Origin of the sequence: Neomegalonema sp. (assembly GCF_028688855.1) — a bacterium.
GTDB lineage: Bacteria > Pseudomonadota > Alphaproteobacteria > Rhodobacterales > Rhodobacteraceae > Neomegalonema.
The window spans coordinates 186,742-203,647 of record NZ_JAQTXI010000001.1; the positions used below are offsets into that span (position 1 = coordinate 186,742).

At 70.1% G+C, this 16,906-nt stretch carries 15 protein-coding genes and 1 pseudogene; 10 read left to right on the top strand and 6 right to left on the bottom strand.

The genetic code is table 11. The annotated features are described in order from the left end of the window. Window positions 1-15 precede the first annotated feature (15 nt). The 3 genes from PHN62_RS00960 to PHN62_RS00970 all read right to left on the bottom strand — a co-directional run bounded on the left by PHN62_RS00960 (window position 16) and on the right by PHN62_RS00970 (window position 5,146). Window positions 16-3,156, bottom strand: coding sequence for a hypothetical protein (locus PHN62_RS00960; protein WP_300144993.1), 3,141 nt, complete (start codon window positions 3,154-3,156; stop codon window positions 16-18). Between the two features lie 276 nt (window positions 3,157-3,432). Further along, window positions 3,433-4,161: a DNA repair protein RecO gene (gene recO, locus PHN62_RS00965; protein ID WP_300144995.1), complete on the bottom strand. Its 729-nt coding sequence runs from the start codon at window positions 4,159-4,161 to the stop codon at window positions 3,433-3,435. 4 nt (window positions 4,162-4,165) lie between these two features. Then, window positions 4,166-5,146 (bottom strand): LysR family transcriptional regulator, encoded by a 981-nt coding sequence (locus PHN62_RS00970; protein WP_300144998.1) that lies wholly within the window; start codon window positions 5,144-5,146, stop codon window positions 4,166-4,168. A 97-nt stretch (window positions 5,147-5,243) separates the two neighbouring features. Between PHN62_RS00970 and PHN62_RS00975 the strand changes: the two genes are divergently transcribed. From PHN62_RS00975 to PHN62_RS00985, 3 genes are read left to right on the top strand one after another with little or no spacing between them, the layout of a single operon-like run. Further along, window positions 5,244-6,101, top strand: coding sequence for an SDR family NAD(P)-dependent oxidoreductase (locus PHN62_RS00975; protein ID WP_300145001.1), 858 nt, complete (start codon window positions 5,244-5,246; stop codon window positions 6,099-6,101). A 17-nt stretch (window positions 6,102-6,118) separates the two neighbouring features. Continuing rightward, window positions 6,119-6,328, top strand: coding sequence for an HIG1 domain-containing protein (locus PHN62_RS00980; RefSeq protein ID WP_300145003.1), 210 nt, complete (start codon window positions 6,119-6,121; stop codon window positions 6,326-6,328). 3 nt (window positions 6,329-6,331) lie between these two features. Then, window positions 6,332-6,916 (top strand): cob(I)yrinic acid a,c-diamide adenosyltransferase, encoded by a 585-nt coding sequence (locus PHN62_RS00985; protein ID WP_300145006.1) that lies wholly within the window; start codon window positions 6,332-6,334, stop codon window positions 6,914-6,916. Between the two features lie 108 nt (window positions 6,917-7,024). On the opposite strand, the gene PHN62_RS00990 is transcribed toward PHN62_RS00985, so the two are convergent. Together PHN62_RS00990 and PHN62_RS00995 are read right to left on the bottom strand one after the other, a co-directional pair. Continuing rightward, window positions 7,025-7,690, bottom strand: a complete 666-nt coding sequence (locus tag PHN62_RS00990) for an invasion associated locus B family protein (protein ID WP_300145008.1) — start codon at window positions 7,688-7,690, stop codon at window positions 7,025-7,027. Between the two features lie 175 nt (window positions 7,691-7,865). Continuing rightward, window positions 7,866-8,438, bottom strand: a complete 573-nt coding sequence (locus tag PHN62_RS00995; protein WP_300145011.1) for a hypothetical protein — start codon at window positions 8,436-8,438, stop codon at window positions 7,866-7,868. A 323-nt stretch (window positions 8,439-8,761) separates the two neighbouring features. Here PHN62_RS00995 and rph point away from each other — a divergent pair, with 323 nt between their 5' ends. The 4 genes and pseudogenes from rph to PHN62_RS01015 all read left to right on the top strand — a co-directional run bounded on the left by rph (window position 8,762) and on the right by PHN62_RS01015 (window position 11,616). Continuing rightward, entirely contained in the window at window positions 8,762-9,484 is a 723-nt protein-coding gene (rph, locus tag PHN62_RS01000; protein ID WP_300145014.1) for a ribonuclease PH, read from the top strand. Beyond that, a pseudogene (gene rdgB, locus PHN62_RS01005) lies at window positions 9,481-10,083 on the top strand (RdgB/HAM1 family non-canonical purine NTP pyrophosphatase); the annotation flags it as partial. The gene rph and the pseudogene rdgB, both read left to right, overlap by 4 nt. Before the next feature lie 12 nt (window positions 10,084-10,095). Further along, window positions 10,096-10,476: a RidA family protein gene (locus PHN62_RS01010; protein WP_300145323.1), complete on the top strand. Its 381-nt coding sequence runs from the start codon at window positions 10,096-10,098 to the stop codon at window positions 10,474-10,476. A gap of 33 nt (window positions 10,477-10,509) precedes the next feature. Continuing rightward, window positions 10,510-11,616 carry an enoyl-CoA hydratase/isomerase family protein gene (locus PHN62_RS01015; protein WP_300145017.1) on the top strand — a complete coding sequence of 369 codons (1,107 nt, stop codon included), beginning with the start codon at window positions 10,510-10,512 and terminating at the stop codon, window positions 11,614-11,616. A gap of 46 nt (window positions 11,617-11,662) precedes the next feature. On the opposite strand, the gene PHN62_RS01020 is transcribed toward PHN62_RS01015, so the two are convergent. Then, window positions 11,663-12,502 (bottom strand): S49 family peptidase, encoded by an 840-nt coding sequence (locus PHN62_RS01020; protein ID WP_300145021.1) that lies wholly within the window; start codon window positions 12,500-12,502, stop codon window positions 11,663-11,665. 234 nt (window positions 12,503-12,736) lie between these two features. Here PHN62_RS01020 and leuS point away from each other — a divergent pair, with 234 nt between their 5' ends. The 3 genes from leuS to holA all read left to right on the top strand — a co-directional run bounded on the left by leuS (window position 12,737) and on the right by holA (window position 16,873). Further along, window positions 12,737-15,328 (top strand): leucine--tRNA ligase, encoded by a 2,592-nt coding sequence (leuS, locus tag PHN62_RS01025; RefSeq protein WP_300145023.1) that lies wholly within the window; start codon window positions 12,737-12,739, stop codon window positions 15,326-15,328. Window positions 15,329-15,443: 115 nt separating this feature from the next. Continuing rightward, a complete protein-coding gene (lptE, locus tag PHN62_RS01030; RefSeq protein ID WP_300145025.1) occupies window positions 15,444-15,836 on the top strand; it encodes an LPS assembly lipoprotein LptE in 393 nt (130 codons plus the stop codon). Beyond that, a complete protein-coding gene (gene holA, locus PHN62_RS01035) occupies window positions 15,833-16,873 on the top strand; it encodes a DNA polymerase III subunit delta (RefSeq protein WP_300145027.1) in 1,041 nt (346 codons plus the stop codon). The genes lptE and holA overlap by 4 nt, the downstream gene beginning before the upstream one ends. Window positions 16,874-16,906 lie beyond the last annotated feature (33 nt).

A 16,906-nucleotide genomic window follows, 5' to 3' on the forward strand; every position in this document is an offset into this window, starting at 1 on the left:
CGCGACGTCGGGAGATCAGTCTCCGGCGGCGAGGATCTGCGCCTGAGCGATCCAGCGATAGCGGATCACGCGGCCGCGCAGACCCAGACGTCCGTCGAGCCAGGCGGCTTCATGCGGCGACATCTCGGCGATCTGGCTGAAGTAGTAGATCCCCAGCCCGTGGAGCTGCTCCTCCAGCTTGTAGGCCACGCCCCGGATGAGCTTGAGATCGTCCGGCTCGCCGCGATTCGCCGAGGGCAGCGCGCCCGCGAAGCCCGCAAGGGCGTCGAAGTTCTCGCCGCTGTCGATGAGGCGCAGGGCCTCGGCCTCGACGTGGGTCAGCTCGGCCGAGACAGTCTTCGGCGCGGGCTTCGGCGCAGGAGGCGCCTCGGAGACCTCCGCGAAGACGGTCTTCTTCGGGGCCTGGCTGGCCGCCGCGCCCTTGAGCCGGGCGAATTCGCGGGCCTGAGGCACCCAGCGGTCGCGCAGGATGCGGCCGGGGAATTCTTCGAGCTGGCCGTCGATCCACGCGATGTCGCGGGGGGTGAAGGCGCCGAGCTGCTCGAAGTAATAGATCCCGTTCTCGTGGAGCAGGCCTTCGAGCTTGGGCCCGATTCCGCGGATGAGCTTCAGATCGTCCGGAGCCTCGCCCGCGCGCGGCGCGGAGAGCAGGAGCGTCGGGCGCGAGAAGTCGCGGGCGCCGGAGCGGATCAGCTCCTGAGCTTCGCGCTCTTCGTCGGTGAAGGGATGGGCTTCCTCTTCGGGCTCGGCGGCGGGGCGCTCGACGTAGCGGATGACCTCGCGGATCTCGGCGTCGCGTCCGCCCTCCGCCTTGAGTTCGGCGATGCGGTCATGCGCCTTGCGCAGATCGAGGCGCAGGGCGTCGAGTTCGGCGGAGGTCCCGGCGTTCGCCGAGGCGAAGCCGAGCGCGCCGCCCTGAGGCGCGGACTCCAGTTCGGAGACGCGGCCGCGCGCCGAACGCAGCTGGGATTGCAGCAGTTCGATCTCGGAGGAAGAGGAGGAGGCCCCGGCCTCCAGACGCGCGATGCGGATGCGCAGGGCGTCGGATTCGTCTTCCGCGGCGGGAGCGGAGGCCGAGACCTGAGCCTCGGCGAGGCTGAGGCGCAGCTTGCCGAGTTCTTCATCGGCGGCGCGCCTGGCCTCGGTCAGGGCGGCCAGCTCGCCATGCAGACGGCGGAATTCGGCCTCGGATTCGGTCGTCGCTTCGGAGGAGCCGCTCTGGAGATCGGCGAATTTCACCTTCCAGCTTTCGGCCTCGCGGGCCTCGCGGGCTTCGACGTCATCCACGCGGCCCAGAGCCGCCGCCAGTTCGTCGCGCAGGCGGGTCAGTTCACGGCCGGATTCGGCGGAGCCGCCTTCGGCCTCGGCGAGGCTGAGGCGCAGCTTGCCGAGCTCTTCATCGGCGGCGCGCCTGGCCTCGGTCAGGGCGGCCAGCTCGCCATGCAGACGGCGGAATTCGGCTTCGGATTCGCCCGCGGCCTCGGAGGAGCCGCTCTGGAGATCGGCGAACTTGAGCTCCCAGGCGGCCTTGTCCTCGGCGCCCCGGGCGTCGAGATCGCGCAGCCGCAGCCGGGCGGCTTCGAGCTCGCTCCGCAGGCCCGAGACCTCGGCCCCGACCTCGACGGAGCCGCCTTCGGCCTCGGCGAGGCTGAGGCGCAGCTTGCCGAGTTCTTCATCGGCGGCGCGTTTGGCGCTGGTCAGGGCGGCCAGCTCGCCATGAAGGCGGCGGAATTCGGCTTCGGATTCGGTCGTCGCTGCGGAGGATCCGCTCTGGAGATCGGCGAACTTCACCTTCCAGCTTTCGGCCTCCTCGACGCCTCTGGCCTCCAGTTCGCCCAGACGGCCCGTCGCGACCTCCAGTTCGCCGCGCAGCCGCGCGAGCTCCGCCTCGGCCTCGGTGGAGCCGCCCTGCGCCTCCTCCAGCCGCAGACGCAGCCTTGCGGCCTCCTCCTCGTCGGCGCGGCCCGTCTCGACCAGAGACGCCAGCTCGGCGCGCAGAGCCCCGGCCTTCTCGACCGCCGCCTGAGCTTCGACCTCCAGATCCAGGATGCGGGCGCGGGCGGCGGTCAGCTCGCCTTCGAGGGGGAGGCCGTCGGCCCGGGCCGCGTTGAGGGCGGCCTCGGCGTCGGCGAGGCGGTTGCGGGTCGCGAAAAGCTCGGCGCGCAGGTCTTCGAGGCCGGAGTCCAGGGCGCCGGAGGCCGCGAAGCCGGACAGGCTCGCGGAATCCTCGCCGCCCTCCGCGATGCGGGCCAGACGGGCGCGGGCTTCTTCAAGCTCGCCGCGCAGCGAGGCGAAGGCGGCGGGCGCGACGCCCTCCGCAGAGGCGCCGTCCTCGCGGGCCTCCTCGTCGCCCTCGCGCCAGACGTAGCGCACGACCTCGCGGGGCGCGGCCTCTGCGGCGGCTTCGAGCCGCCCCTCCAGATCCACGATGCGGGCGCGGGCCGTCGCCAGATCGGCGAGCAGGCTTTCCTCGCCTCGCGCGAGGCTGGCGCTGGCTTCGGGGCTCAGGAGGCGCGCGGCCTCCTCGACCTCGGAGGAATCTTCAAGCTGGGCGATGCGGGCGCGGGCCTCCTCCAGATCCTGACGCAGGCCCCAGGCCTCGGAATCGGCGGTCGAGCGCAGGTCTTCGGCCCCGTCCTTCGCGGCCTCCTCGGCGGCGGAGAGCTCGGCGCGGAGCTTCTCGAGCTCGGCGTAGGCGGCTTCGGAATTGACCTTCCCCTCTTCGGCGCGAGTCCGCCAGAGGACCAGATCCATCGCCTCGCCTTCCAGTTCGGCGATGCGGGCGCGGGCGGCCAGAAGCTCGCCGGAGGGCGCGCCCTCCGCGTCGAAGCTCTCGCCGCCGAGGAAGCGGGCGCGCAGGGCCTCGCCTTCTTCGGCCTGCAGCCTCAGGGCGTCGCGCTCGCGGGTCAGGGCGTCGCGCTCGGCCAGGAGGACGCCGTAACGGGCGTCGTCGCCGAGGCGGACCGGATTCCCGTGGGCGTCGATCGCGGGCTCCTGCGCGTAGGAGAGCGGGCCGGGCCTGTCGCCGCCGTTATGGGCGCCGGCGCCGCAGGAGAAGCCGTCGCGGCTCCAGAAGCGGCTCAGAAGCCAGCCCAGGATGCCTGCGCCGAGGATCACGAGCAGAATCCAGAAGAGAGTGGTGACCAATTGGGACATTGCGCGGCTCCAGCCCTTAACCAAACCTCTGCGGCGCGCTCCGGCCGCCGCCCCCTGAACCCCGCCGCGCGCCCGGGTTCGGCGCGCCGGATCCCTTGCGCCCCGAATGGCGGGGGGCGATCCTCAGACCGCCGCCGTTCATCCTGACGCGTTTCGAAACATAACAGAAGCCGGAATTGGGGAAAAGCCGGAGCCTCCGGCGCTTTTCTCGCCCCACAGGCGAGCGGAGGCCCGGATCCGGACGGGGATCAGAATCCGGAAAATGCGCCGGAAGGCTCAGGCGGCGGCTCTTTCGGCCCGCGCCGCCAGCCTCAGACGGGCCGGAGGCAGGGGATCGCCCGTCCCCTCGCGCCCCGCCCAGAGCGCGAGGAAATGGCCCGTCAGGCGCAGGGCGTCGCGGAAATCGGCCGGAGAGGCCTCCGGCAGATCGTCCCGCAAGAAGACGGGCAAGGGCAGGAGCTTGCCCGCCCAAGGCGCGCCCAGAGCGCGGTCGGCGGCGCGTCCGCTGCGCGGCGAGACCCAGCCGAGATCGGTCGTCGGGCCGCCGAGGGCGCAGCGCGTGAAATCCGGCCCGAAGCCGATCCCCGCCAGAAGCCGCAGCTCCCAGAGCGCATAGGCGGCGCGGCGGCGCGGCGGATCGGGCAGGGCGGAGAGAAGCTCCAGCGCTCCGGCGTGGATCTCCGGAACGGGCTCGCGCTCGGGCAGATGCCGCAGACAGAGCGCGCAAAGGGCGCTCAGCATGCCCAGAGCCTCGCCGTCGTCGAGGGCGCGGGCGGCGGGGCTCGCGAGGGATTCGGCGCGGAAGCTCCCGAGCTGGTCCTCCAGCCGCGCCCGCCACACGAGGTCCAGCAGATCGCCCGGCTGGAGCGAAGCCCGCCTGCGGCTTCCGCCGCCGTGGAGATAGCCCCGCCAGCGGCCATGTCCGGCGGTGAGGACGTCGAGCAGGGCGTGGCCCTCGCCATGGCGCGAAAGCCCGAGGGCGATCCCCTCGTCGCGCCATTCCACGGCTTCAGCCCGCCTTGACCTGAAGAGGCGCCGCGACCGGAGGCGTCTGGGCCTCCGGCGCGACCGGCGAGGGGCAGAAGGGCCGCGCGATCCAGTCCGGCGATTCCTTCAGCCGCTCGTTGAGCAGGTCGATGAAGCGCCGGACCTTGGGCGCCAGATGCCGCGCATGGGGATAGATCGTGTAGACGGCGGAATCATAGGCGTGGTTCTCGGCGAAGAGCTCGACGAGGCTCCCCGCCGCCAGATCCGCCGCCACGATGAAATCCGGGATCAGCGCGATTCCCAGGCCCTCCAGAGCCATGCCCCGCGCCGCCGCCGCGCTGTTGACCGCCGCCCTGCCGTTGACGTTGACCGTCAGGGGCTCGCCGTTGGCGCGGTAACGCCAGGTGCGGGGGGTGCGTCCGTTGAGGTCGATGACGCAATCATGGTCGCGCAGGTCGCGGGGCTGGTGCGGCGTCCCGCGTCGGCCCAGATAGGCCGGAGAGGCGCAGGTCACATGCCGCACCGGACGGATCTTCCGGGCGATCAGGCTGGAGTCGGGGGGCTCGGCGATGCGCACCGCGAGGTCGAAGCCCTCCTCGACCAGCGAGACGAAGCGGTCCGCGAGGATCAGCTCCACGGTGGTCTCGGGGTAAAGCTCCAGATAGCGCCGCACCACCGGCGCCACGAACATGTCGCCGAAGACCTGGGGCGCGGTCAGACGCAGGCGTCCGCGCGGTTCGGTCTGGCGCTCCTGGGCGGCGGATTCCAGATCCTCGATGTCGGTGAGGATGCGCGCCACGCGTTCATAATAGGCCTGCCCGAACTCGGTGAGGCTCACCGAGCGGGTGGTGCGGTTGAGCAACCGCACGCCGAGTCTGCCCTCAAGCTGGCTGACCTGCTTGCTGACGACGCCTTTGGTCAGGCGCAACTGCTCCGCCGCTGCGGTGAAGGACCCGGCCTCCACGACGGCGGCGAAGGCGCGCATGGTCTGGAGATTGTCCATCCGCCTCTTTTCCCTGATGGAGGAACAGTCTACGATCTCGCCGCGCGGGGGGAAAGCCCCTCGGGAGCGCCCGAAGGCCGCAGATCCGCGAGAAACCATGCCGCAAGACGCCCGGAAGACCATCCTGATCACCGGCTGTTCGTCGGGGATCGGCGCCGCGAGCGCCGACCTGCTCCGCGCGAAGGGCTGGCGCGTGGTCGCCGCCTGCCGCAAGCCCGAGGACGTCGCGCGCAAGATCTCGGAGGGCCATGATTCGGTCCTCGTCGATCATGAGGACGCCGCCGGCGTCGAGGCGGGCTATCGCGTGGCTCTGGAGATCCTCGGGGGGCGGCTGGACGCGCTCTTCAACAACGGCGCCTACGCCGTGCCGGGCATGGTCGAGGATCTGCCCCGCGAGGCCCTGGAGGCGATCTTCGCCGCCAATCTCTTCGGGCCCCATCAGCTGACCCGACTCGCCCTGAAGACCATGCGCGCTCAGGACGAGGGCCGGGGCTCGGGGCGGATCGTGCAATGCTCTTCGGTGCTGGGCTTCGCGGCGGCGCGGGCGCGGGGGGCCTACAACTCCACGAAATTCGCCCTCGAAGGCCTCACGGACACGCTGCGGCTCGAATTGCGCGGCGGCCCCATCAAGGCGATCCTGATCGAGCCGGGCCCCATCGCCACGCCCTTCCGGCGCAACGCCGCCCTGCAATACGCCCGCTGGATCAAGCCCTTGACTCCGGACTCCTTCTGGCGCGAGCTTTACGCCGGGCAGGTCGAGCCCCGGCTCCGGGGCGAGGGCAAGAAGGACCGCTGGGAGCTCGGCCCCGAGGCCGTGGCTCAAACCCTCCTGCGGGCTCTGGAGGCGCGCGAGCCGAAGGCGCGCTATCGCGTCACCTTCCCGACGAAGACGGCGGCCCTCATGAAGAGGATCCTGCCGCAAAGAGCCTTCGACGCCATTTCGGCGAAGGCCTGACCCATGAGGAGACCTCCATGCAGGCTGTGATGATCGTCGTGGCCCCGGCTCTGGCGCTGGCCACGCTCTTCGTGCTGATCAAGGGAATCCTCGGCGTGGGGACGGGAAGAGGCGACGTCGAGCGCGCCCGGGCCTCGAACCGGCTGATGCGCTGGCGGGTGGGTCTCCAGTTCGGCGCGGTGATCGCCTTCCTGATTCTCTACGCCCTGCTCAAGGGAGGAAGCTGAGCCATGGTCGTTCTGAACCGCATCTACACCCGCACCGGAGACAAGGGCGAAACCGCGCTTAGCGACGGATCGCGACGCCCCAAGCACGACCTCCGCGTCGAGGCCTACGGCTGCGTCGACGAGGCCAATGCGGCGCTCGGGCTGGCGCGTCTCCATGCGGCCGGGATTCCGGGGGGCGAGATGGACGCCGCGCTCGGGCGCATCCAGAACGAGCTCTTCGACCTCGGGGCGGATCTCTCGCGGCCGGACATGGAGAAGGACTCCGAGGAGAAATACACGCCCCTGCGCATGATCCCCTCCCAGACGGAGCGTCTGGAGCAGGAGATCGACGCCATGAACAAGGATCTTGCGGCCCTGCGCAGCTTCGTGCTGCCGGGCGGCTCTCCTCTGGCGGCCTGGCTGCATCTCGGCCGGACCATGGCCCGCCGCGCCGAGCGCCGCGCCACGGAGCTCGCCGCGCGCGAGGATGTGAATCCCGCCGCGATCACCTATCTCAACCGGCTTTCGGACTGGCTCTTCGTGGCGTCGCGGGCGGCCAATCAGGGCGGCGCGGGCGACGTGCTCTGGGTTCCGGGCGGCACGCGCTGAACTCCGGAGCCTGCGGCCAAGCGAAAGCCCCGGCGCCTTGCGGCGCCGGGGCTTCTTCAGGTCGGGCTCGCGCCCCCGGGTCTCGGGGTCGGGCTTGCGCCCTCCGGCTCAGATGGCGCCGATGGCGGCGGTGAAGCCGCGCAGCGAGAGCGGAATCTCGATGGTGTTGCGCGGATTGATCGCCACGATCACGGTGGCGGTGCTGCCGCGCTTGAGGCTGTCGATGATCTGGTCGCTCAGCGGCGCCCGCACCGAACAGCCCAGCGGAACGCAGGAGTAGAAGGGCGCCACGATGGGTTCGTTCTGGTCGATGCGCAGCCCGAGCCCTTCCGGCAGGAAGACGCCCAGCGGGACGAAGATCTCGGCGAGCGCCGGAAGCGGCTGACCGGTGGTGGGGCTGGTCGCGCGGGGCTTGGAGACCTTGAAGATGACGTCCGGCGAGCCTTCTTCATTGCGGTGGATCTGGGTCATCAGGCAGGCGTTGCCCGTATCGCAGAGCACTTCCCAGTCGCCGTGATTCGCGCGCAGGCTCAGTTCTCCGCCTCCGGAGGCGGCGCTGGCGGCGGCGGCCGCGCCGACCTGTCCCGGCGAGGCCATGGGCGCCGGAGGCGCGATCGCGATGGGCGCGGTCGGGGTCGCGGAGGGAGTCGTCGCGAAGGGCGCGGCTCCTCCGCCGGGCGGGTCATAGATCACGCCGGGCGTCTGCGCTCCGGCCGACGCGCTCCAGAGGGCCGCCGCGGCGGCGGCCGTCAGAATCCGTAGAGATGCGTTCACCTTAAACAACTCCGTCATGCCATCCCCCCGAATTCCCGGTCCCCGCAGGAATTTCACGGGGGATTGGATAGCGCGACGGCGTAAGCAACGCAACAGAAGGGCGTGAACCCCCCGGCGTTCTTATGGAGGAAGCTCCCGCAGGCCCGAGCCCGGCGAGCCGGGAAGCCGGAGGCGCTCAGCCCCAGGCCTCGGCGGCCAGGGCCTCCGAAAGCCAGATCAGGCGGCCCCGGGCGTCGGGACTGGCGGCGGCCTCGTCTCCGGCTGCGGTCCGGATCTGATGGACCCGCGAGCCCGGACCGGAGGCGCGCCTCGGCGGCGAGACCCGCGCCGGACGGGCGGCCATGGGCTCGGGCGCCCGGATCGCGGAGGCCTCTTCGCGGCCGCTGAGCAGCCCGTCCAGCCGCGCCGCCCGCTCGTAGAGCCGCGCGGCCCTGCCGCTCACGGCCCGCAGGCGCTGGAGCGCGGGATCCTCGACCGTCTCCGCGGCGCGGGGCGGCGGCAGGATGGGCGAGAGGCCGGGCCGCGCGCCCGAAACCGGTTCGTTCCGCATGGAGGCCAGCCAGACCCCCACCGCCGCGAGGAATCCCGTGGCGCGCAGCCCTTCGCGGGCGGCCTCGGGATGCTCGGCGGCGAGGAACCATTCGGCCTGCGCCTCTTCGAGAAGGTCGTCGGCTTCGCGGAGCATGCAGTCGAACACCCGCGCGCCTGCGTCTTGCGCCTCCGGCGAGGCGTCGGGACCATGGCCCATGTCGTGTCTTCCCCCAATGCGGCGGCGCGGGGGCCGAAGCCGACAGCGCCGCAGTCCTCCGGAACATAAGCCCGGTCGGCTTTATAAAAGCTTGGCGCGGCGCGCAGGCCAAGCCGTGTAATCTCTAAAATTCTCAGGAAAACACGGCGTTAGCCATATGGGAGACGAAAGGGCGCGAGTCTGCGCGAGTCTGTCGGCTGCGTCGCCGGGCTTCGTCGTCGGGCTTCGTCTCCCCGGCCCGGCGCCTTCCGCCTTCATGGCGGGTCTGGACGGCGCCCGGAGAAAACGGCTAGGGGATGGAAAAACCAGATCAAGGATCTCCCATGCGCCCTTCCGGCCGCGCCTCAGACCAGCTTCGCGACGTGACCCTCAAGCCCGACGTGAGCCTTCACGCCGAGGGCTCCTGCCTTGTGACCTTCGGGCGCACCCAGGTCCTCTGCACCGCGACCTTCGAAGAGCGCGCGCCGCCCTGGCTCAAGGGCACGGGCAAGGGCTGGATCACGGCCGAATACGGCATGCTCCCCCGCGCGACCAACACCCGCACCCGCCGCGAAGCCAGACAGGGCGGCCAGACCGGCCGCTCCCAGGAGATTCAACGCCTGATCGGCCGCGCGCTGCGGGCGGGCGTGGATCTGCATGCGCTGGGCGAGAAGCAGATCGTCATCGACTGCGACGTGCTCCAGGCCGACGGCGGCACCCGCACCGCGGCGATCACCGGCGGATTCGTGGCGCTCTGGCGGGCCTGCGCCAAGCTGAAGAAGGCGGGGAATCTGGCGCTCTGGCCGATCCGGACCCATGTGGCGGCGGTCTCCTGCGGCGTCTACGCCGGACGCCCGGTGCTCGATCTCGATTACGACGAGGATTCGGTCGCCGGCGCCGACGGCAATTTCGTCCTGACCGGCGAAGGCGCCCTCGTGGAGGCTCAGGCCAGCGCCGAGGGCGAACCCTTCTCCGAAGAGCAGTTCCAGGAGATGCTCAGGCTGGCGCGCAAGGGAATCGGCGAGCTGGTCGCCTTGCAGAAGCAGGCCCTCGGAGCCGCCGCATGACCCGGCGCTGGAGCGGCGGCAAGCTGGTCGTGGCGACCCATAACGCGGGCAAGCTGCGCGAGATCGCCGAACTCCTCGCGCCCTGGGGCGTCGAGGCGGTTTCGGCGGGCGAACTCGGCCTGCCCGAGCCCGAGGAGACCGAGACCAGCTTCATCGGCAACGCCCGGCTCAAGGCGAAGGCGGCGGCTCAGGCTTCGGGACTTCCGGCTCTGGCCGATGATTCGGGGCTTTCGGTCGCGGCGCTCGACGGGGCGCCGGGGATCTACTCCGCCCGCTGGGCGGGGCCCGACAAGGATTTCGGCTTCGCCATGCGGCGGGTCTGGTCCGAGCTTGAGGCTGGGCGGGCCCCCGAACCCCGGCGCGGCGCCTTTCATTGCGCCCTCGCGCTGGTCTGGCCGGACGGCGGGGAGGCGGTCTTCGAGGGGATCGTCGAGGGCGATCTCGTCTGGCCGCCGCGCGGATCGCGGGGCTTCGGCTATGATCCGATGTTCCTCCCCGACGGGGAGTCCGAGACCTATGGCGAGATGGAGCCGGCGCGCAAGCACGCCTCCAGCCATCGCGCCCGCGCCTTTCGTCACCTTGTCGCAGCCTGTTTCGAGGATAAGCCCGTCATGGCCTCCACGCGTCGTCTGATCTCCTCCGGTTCGCCCTTCGAGTCCCAGCTCGGCTATTCCCGCGCCGTGGTCCAGGGCGACTGGGCCTTCGTCTCGGGCACCACCGGCTACGCGAACGGCGTCATGCCCGAGAGCGCCGCCGAACAGGCCCGCAACGCCCTCGCGGTGATCGGCAAGGCGCTGGCCGAGGCCGGATTCGGCTTCGAGCATGTCGTGCGCGCGACCTACATCGTCACGGATGCGGCCCATGTCGCCGAGATCACGCCGGAGCTGGGCGCGGTCTTCAGCGAGATCCGCCCCGCCGCGACTCTGGTCGTCGCCGGGCTGATCCGGCCCGAAATGAAGGTCGAGATCGAGGTGACGGCCTATAAAGGCTGACGTCCGGAGCAAAAACAAAGGGGGAGGAAGACCATGAGCGCCGAAGTCCGTGTGGAGCGCCGCGGCCCGCTGGGCCTGCTGATCCTCGACGCGCCGCAGAGGCTCAACGCCCTGAGTCCCGGCATGTGCGAGATCGTCGGCGACGCGCTCGGCCGCTGGAGCCGCGACGAGGAGGTCAAGACCGTCGTGATCAGAAGCGCGGGCGGCCGGGCCTTCTGCGCGGGCGGCGACGTGCGTTCGGTGGCCGAATTGCGCAAGGCCGGGCGGGTCGAGGAGGCCATGCGCTTCTTCGCCACCGAATACCGCATGAACTGGCGGATCTTCCGCTTCTCCAAGCCCTATGTCGCCCTTCTCGACGGCGTGACCATGGGCGGCGGCTTCGGCATCTCCGCCCATGGGCGTTATCGCGTGGCGACGGAGAAGGTCCTCTTCGCCATGCCCGAGACGGGGATCGGCTTCTATCCGGACGTCGGGGCGACCTACGTCCTGCCGCGCCTGCCGGGCGAGGCGGGGACCTGGCTCGGCCTGACCGGCGCGCGCATCGGCTGGGAGGACATGCTCGGGCTCGGGCTGGCCACCCACACCGTGCGTTCGGACCGGCTGGAGGCTCTGGAGACGGCGCTGGCTCAGGCCGATTACTCCGAGGGCGAGGAGGAGGAGGCGGTCGAGCGGGTGCTCGAGTCCTTCCACCAGCCGCCCGAGACGCCTGCTCCGGCGGTCGAGCGCCGCCACGAGATCGACGAGATCTTCGCGGGGGATTCCGTCGAGGAGATCCTGAAGCGCCTGAGCGCCGCGCCGCAGGACTGGGCGAGGGAGGCTCTGGCGGCCATGGAGCGCGCCGCGCCGCTGAGTCTGCGCGTGACGCTCCAGCAGATGCGCGAGGGGGCGTCGCTCGATTTCGACGCCGCCATGCGCCGCGAATTCCGCCTGACCTGGCGCATGCTGGAGGGTCAGACCTTCCTCGAAGGGGTGCGGGCCCTGCTGATCGACAAGGACAAGTCGCCGAAATGGGAGCCTCCGACTCTGGCGGGGGCGACTCCGCAGATGGCGGCGGCTCTGGCGGCGCCTCTGGGGCCGGGCAAGGAGCTGCCCCTCGACTGGGCGGACCCGACCGCCTCATGGCCCGAGGTTCTGGGCTGACGAGAAGAGGGCGCGGCGGCCGGGAGCCTCCGCGCCCGTTTCGTCTTCAGCGCCCGAAGCGCCCGAACTCCACGCGGGTCTCCAGAGCGCCCAGCGCCCCTTCCGCCATCTCCATTCCGAAGCGTCGCCCGAGGAAGCCGCGCCGCGCCGGATTCGCCAGCCGGAATCGCGGCTCCGCCCCGAGCTTCTCGCGCAGCACCGGCGCCATATGGCCGATTCCGTCGATCAGCCCGATGCGCAGGGCGTCCGGAGAAGTCCAGACCTCGCCCTCGAAGAGATTGGGCGTCTGTTCGTCGAGACGGCCCGCCCGCCGCGCCTTCACCCAGTCGATGAAGCCCGCATGGATGTCGCGGAGCAGGCGCTCGGCCCTTTCGCGGTCTTCGGGACGGGCGGGGCGGAAGGGGTCCATGAGGTCTTTATTTTCGCCCGCCCGATAGACGCGGCGCTCCACGCCGAGCTTCTCCAGAGCCTCGGGAAAGCCGAAGCCCGCCATGATCGCTCCGATGGAGCCGAGCAGCGAATAGCGATCCGCCCAGATCTCGTCCGCCGAGACCGCCAGCATGTAGCCGCCGGAAGCCGCCACATCCTCGCAGAAGGCGTAGACCTTGATCCCCTTCTCGTCGGCGCGGCGGCGGATGTCCTCGGCGATGAGGGCGCTTTGCGTCGGCGAGCCCCCCGGCGAATTGATCGCCAGAGCCACCGCGGCGGGCTTGCCGGAGAAGGCCCGCTCGATGGCCGGGGCGAGGCGCGCGTGGTTCAGCGTCGGGCCGGAGCCGATCCCGCCGGAATTCGCCGCGATGACGCCTTGCAGCCGGATCACCGGCACGACCGGGCCGGGCGAGGTCAGCCTTTTCCGGAGACGTTGAAATCTTTCCGCGAGGGACATGGAGGGCTCCTGATCCTGAGGCTTCGCAGATAGGCGCCGCAGGCGCGCCCCGCAATCGGAGGCCCCCGCCTCTGACGCGGTTTTGAGCCTTCCCGCCGCGCAAGAGCTTTTGATCCGGCCGCATTTTCACGACGCAAAGCCTTTCGGCTTCGCTGGAAAATGCTCAGGGGAGGCTCTACAAGCTTTGCTGACGGAAATTTCCGACATGTCGTCCTGAACCGAGAGTCCTTCGTCATGACCGCCGAAAACGCCGCCGAGCCCCATCGTTACGATCCCCGTCAGGCGGAGCCCAAATGGCGCAGGCTCTGGGAGGAGTCGGAGGTCTTCAAGGCGCCGCGTCTTCCGGGCGCGAAGAAGCGCTACGTCCTGGAGATGTTCCCTTATCCCTCGGGCCGCATCCACATCGGCCATGTGCGCAACTACTCGATGGGCGACCTCGTGGCGCGGGTGGCGCGGGCTCAGGGCCATGACGTGCTGCATCCCATGGGCTGGGATTCCTTCGGCCTGCCCGCCGAAAACGCCGCCATCGAGCGCGGGATCCATCCGGCGGTCTGGACGCGCCAGAACATCGCCGACATGCGCGAGCAGATGAAGCCTCTGGGCTTCGCGCTGGACTGGACGCGGGAGTTCGCGACCTCCGATCCGGAATATTACGGCGCGCAGCAGGCGCTTTTCATCGACATGCTCAAGGCGGGGCTGCTGGAGCGCAAGGGCTCGGTGGTGAACTGGGATCCCGTGGACAACACCGTGCTCGCCAACGAGCAGGTGGTGGACGGACGCGGCTGGCGCTCGGGCGCCGAGGTCGAGAAGAAAGAGCTCATTCAGTGGTTCTTCAAGATCTCGGACATGGCCGAGGATCTGCTCGCCGGGCTGGATGAACTCCCGAACTGGCCGGAGAAGGTCCGGCTGATGCAGAAGAACTGGATCGGGCGCTCCGAGGGTCTTCAGGCCCGTTTCGCGCTCAAGCCCGACCCACGCACCTCAGCCCGCGAGTTGGAGATCTACACCACCCGCCCGGACACGCTCTTCGGCGCGAGCTTCTGCGCGATCAGCGCGGATCATCCTCTGGCGGCGGAATTGGCGAAGGATTCCCCGGAGCTGCAAGCCTTCATCGCGGAATGTCGCAAGGGCGGCGCCGCCGAGGAAGAGATCGAGACCGCCGAGAAGCTCGGCTACGACACCGGACTGAAGGCGGTCCATCCGCTGGATCCCGATTGGCTCCTGCCGGTCTATGTGGCGAATTTCGTGCTGATGAACTACGGCACCGGCGCGATCTTCGCTTGCCCGGCCCATGATCAGCGCGACCTTGATTTCGCGCGCAAATACGGCCTCCCGGTCACGCGGGTGGTGGCGCCCGAGGGAACTCCGCCCGAAGCCCCCATCGGCGACGAAGCCTATGTCGGCCCCGGCCGCATGGTGAATTCGCGCTTCCTCGACGGCATGGAGATCGAGCAGGCGAAAGCCGTCGTCAACGACCGCATGGAGGCTGAAGGCCGCGGCGAGCGCAAGGTGCGCTATCGCTTGCGGAATTGGGGCGTGTCGCGTCAGCGCTATTGGGGCTGCCCGATTCCGGTGATCCATTGCGAGGATTGCGGCGTGGTTCCGGCCTCCAAGGCGGAACTGCCGATCCGGCTGCCTGAAGACGCCGATTTCAGCAAGCCGGGGAATCCTCTCGACCGTCATCCGACGTGGAAATACGTGAATTGTCCGAAATGCGGCGGCTCCGCCCGGCGCGAGACGGACACCATGGACACCTTCGTGGATTCCAGCTGGTATTTCGCCCGTTTCTGCTCGCCCCACGCCAAAGAGCCGCTCGACCGCGAGGCCGTGGCCGCCTGGATGCCGGTGGATCAATATATCGGCGGCGTGGAGCATGCGATCCTGCATCTGCTCTATTCGCGCTTCTTCGCCCGGGCGATGATCAAGGTGGGCTGGCTGCCGCCCGAAGCGCGCGAGCCCTTCAAGGCGCTCTTCACGCAAGGCATGGTGACTCACGCCACCTATCAGGACGAGGCGGGCCGCTATCTCTTCCCCGAAGAGGTGGAGATCTCCGCAGAGGGCGTGAAGGTCATCGCCACGGGCGCTCCGGCGAAGGTGGGACCGGTGATCAAGATGTCCAAGTCCAAGAAGAACGTGGTCGATCCCATGGAGATCGTCGCGCGCTTCGGAGCGGATGTCGCGCGCTGGTTCGTGCTGTCGGATTCGCCCCCGGAGCGCGACGTCGAATGGACCGACGCGGGCGCCGAAGGCGCTTCGCGGCATTTGCAGCGCGTCTGGCGTCTGGCTCAGGAGGCGATCCCCGATCTGCCGCCCGCCGGATCGCCCATCCCCGCCGATCTCGACGAAGCGAGCATGGAGCTGCGCCGCACGGCCCATAAGGTCGCGGCGGGCGCCACCGAGGACATCGCCGAATTCCGCTTCAACCGGGCTCTGGCGCGGTTCTACGAATTGGTCAACGCCATCGCCGCCGGCCGCAGCGCCCATGGCGCCGCCCGCCGCGAGGCTCTGGAGGTTCTGGCCAAGCTGATGAACCCCGTGACGCCTCATTTCGCCGAAGAGCTCTGGGAATCCCTCGGCCATCGCGAGATGCTCGCCCGGACTCCCTGGCCCGAGGTCGATCCGGCCTTGCTGACGGATTCGGCGGTGGTGATCGGGGTTCAGGTCAACGGCAAGCGGCGCGGAGAGATCCGCCTCGCGCCCGACGCTCCGCAAGCCGAGGCCGAAGCCGCCGCCCTCGCGGATGAGGGCGTGGCGCGCGCCATCGAAGGAAAGCCCTTCCGAAAGGTGATCTATGTGCCCGGCAAGATCCTCAATCTCGTGGTCTAACCTCACACGCCGCGCCGCGCTCGGGCTTCTGGGCGCGGCTCTGCTCGCGGGCTGCGGCGGGCCGGAGGGGTTTCGGCCCCTCTACGGCTCCGGTGCGGGAGGGGGGGGCTCGCTGATGAATCAGGTGCGGCTCGCGCCCGCCGCGCGGGGCGATCTGCCGGATCGTCTGAACCGGGCTCTGGCGCGGAGTTTCGGCGCGCCTCTGCCCGAGGCTCCGCTCCTGCTGGAGACCACGCCTTCCGCCGTGCGGCGCGGACTGGCCGTCGGGCAGGACGACGCCGTGACGCGCTATAACCTCGACCTCTCCGTGAGCTATCGCCTCAGGCGCGGCGACGTCCTGCTCGCTTCGGGCGAAGTGGAGACCATCGCCGCCGTGAACGCGGTGGCCTCGCAATACGCCACTCTCGTCTCCGAGCGCGAGAGTCTGGGCCGCGCCGCCGAGGACGCCGCCGACAAGATCTTCAAGCGCCTCGCCGTCGAGGCTCGGCCGGAGTGGTGGGGGCCGTGAAGCTTTCGGCCTCCGAATGGGGCAGACGCCGAGCCGATCCGCGCAAGGCGGGCCTGCGGGCGGTGCTCTTCCATGGCCCCGACGGCGGCCTGACGGCTCAGGCGCGCAGCGAGGCGCTCAAGGCGATCCTCGGGGCGGCGACCGACGACCCCTTTCGCCGCTCGGACGTCGCGGCGGAGGCTCTGCGCAAGACTCCGGCGCTTCTGGCCGACGAATGCGCGGCCCTCGCCTTCGGGGGCGGCTCGCGGGTGGTGACGCTCGACAACGCCACGGACGGGCTCTCCGGAACCATCTCCGAGGCTCTGGGGCTGATCGCCGAAGAGACTTTTCTCATCGTCACGGCGGGGAGCCTCACGGGCGCTTCGAAGCTGAAGAAGCTCTTCGAGGGAGCCAAGGAGGCGGGGGCTCTGGCGCTTTATCCCGCCGAGGGCGCGGCTCTGGGGGATCTGGCGGCGGAGGAGATCCGGCGTCTGGGCGGGCCTGAGGCTTCACGCGAAACGCGGGCGGCTCTGGCTCAGGCTCTGGGCGGGGCGAGCCATGGCGAGGCGATGCGCTTCGCCGAGATTCTCGCGCTCTACAAGCAGGGCGACGCCTCGCCTCTGACTCCCGAAGACGTGGCGGCTCTGGCGCCTGGCGCGGCGGAATCGGGCGCCGACGACCTCGCCATGGCTCTGGCCGAGGGCAAGGCGGGCGAGGTTCCGCGTCTGCTGGACGGATTCGCGGCTCAGGGCGGGACTCCGGCTCAGGCCTTGCGGGCGGCGATCCGGCATTTCACGCGCCTGCGTTCGGCGCAGGCTGTGGCCGAGCGCGAGGGAATCCCGGTGGATTCGGCTCTGGAGCGGCTGCGGCCTCCGGTCTTCTTCAAGATCAAGCCCGCCATGGCCGCTCAGGCGCGGGGCTGGCCGCCTCAGGCTCTGGAGGCCGCGCTGATGGGCCTTGCCGAAGCCGAAGCCGCCTCGCGGCGCGGCGGACGCAAGCCCGAAGAGACCTTGATCGCGCGGGCCTTGCTGCGGGCGGCGGCTCTGCGGCGGCGGTGAAGCCCGGTCTTTGTGCATGAAACATGGCGGCCT

What these genes read in the sequence shown, in the direction of transcription:
- PHN62_RS00960 (WP_300144993.1), bottom strand. Translation starts at nt 3,156, where the DNA reads ATGTCCCAATTGGTCACCACTCTCTTCTGGATTCTGCTCGTGATCCTC.
- PHN62_RS00970 (WP_300144998.1), bottom strand. Translation starts at nt 5,146, where the DNA reads ATGGACAATCTCCAGACCATGCGCGCCTTCGCCGCCGTCGTGGAGGCC.
- PHN62_RS00975 (WP_300145001.1), top strand. Translation starts at nt 5,244, where the DNA reads ATGCCGCAAGACGCCCGGAAGACCATCCTGATCACCGGCTGTTCGTCG.
- PHN62_RS00980 (WP_300145003.1), top strand. Translation starts at nt 6,119, where the DNA reads ATGCAGGCTGTGATGATCGTCGTGGCCCCGGCTCTGGCGCTGGCCACG.
- PHN62_RS00985 (WP_300145006.1), top strand. Translation starts at nt 6,332, where the DNA reads ATGGTCGTTCTGAACCGCATCTACACCCGCACCGGAGACAAGGGCGAA.
- PHN62_RS00995 (WP_300145011.1), bottom strand. Translation starts at nt 8,438, where the DNA reads ATGGGCCATGGTCCCGACGCCTCGCCGGAGGCGCAAGACGCAGGCGCG.
- rph (WP_300145014.1), top strand. Translation starts at nt 8,762, where the DNA reads ATGCGCCCTTCCGGCCGCGCCTCAGACCAGCTTCGCGACGTGACCCTC.
- PHN62_RS01010 (WP_300145323.1), top strand. Translation starts at nt 10,096, where the DNA reads ATGGCCTCCACGCGTCGTCTGATCTCCTCCGGTTCGCCCTTCGAGTCC.
- PHN62_RS01015 (WP_300145017.1), top strand. Translation starts at nt 10,510, where the DNA reads ATGAGCGCCGAAGTCCGTGTGGAGCGCCGCGGCCCGCTGGGCCTGCTG.
- PHN62_RS01020 (WP_300145021.1), bottom strand. Translation starts at nt 12,502, where the DNA reads ATGTCCCTCGCGGAAAGATTTCAACGTCTCCGGAAAAGGCTGACCTCG.
- leuS (WP_300145023.1), top strand. Translation starts at nt 12,737, where the DNA reads ATGACCGCCGAAAACGCCGCCGAGCCCCATCGTTACGATCCCCGTCAG.
- lptE (WP_300145025.1), top strand. Translation starts at nt 15,444, where the DNA reads ATGAATCAGGTGCGGCTCGCGCCCGCCGCGCGGGGCGATCTGCCGGAT.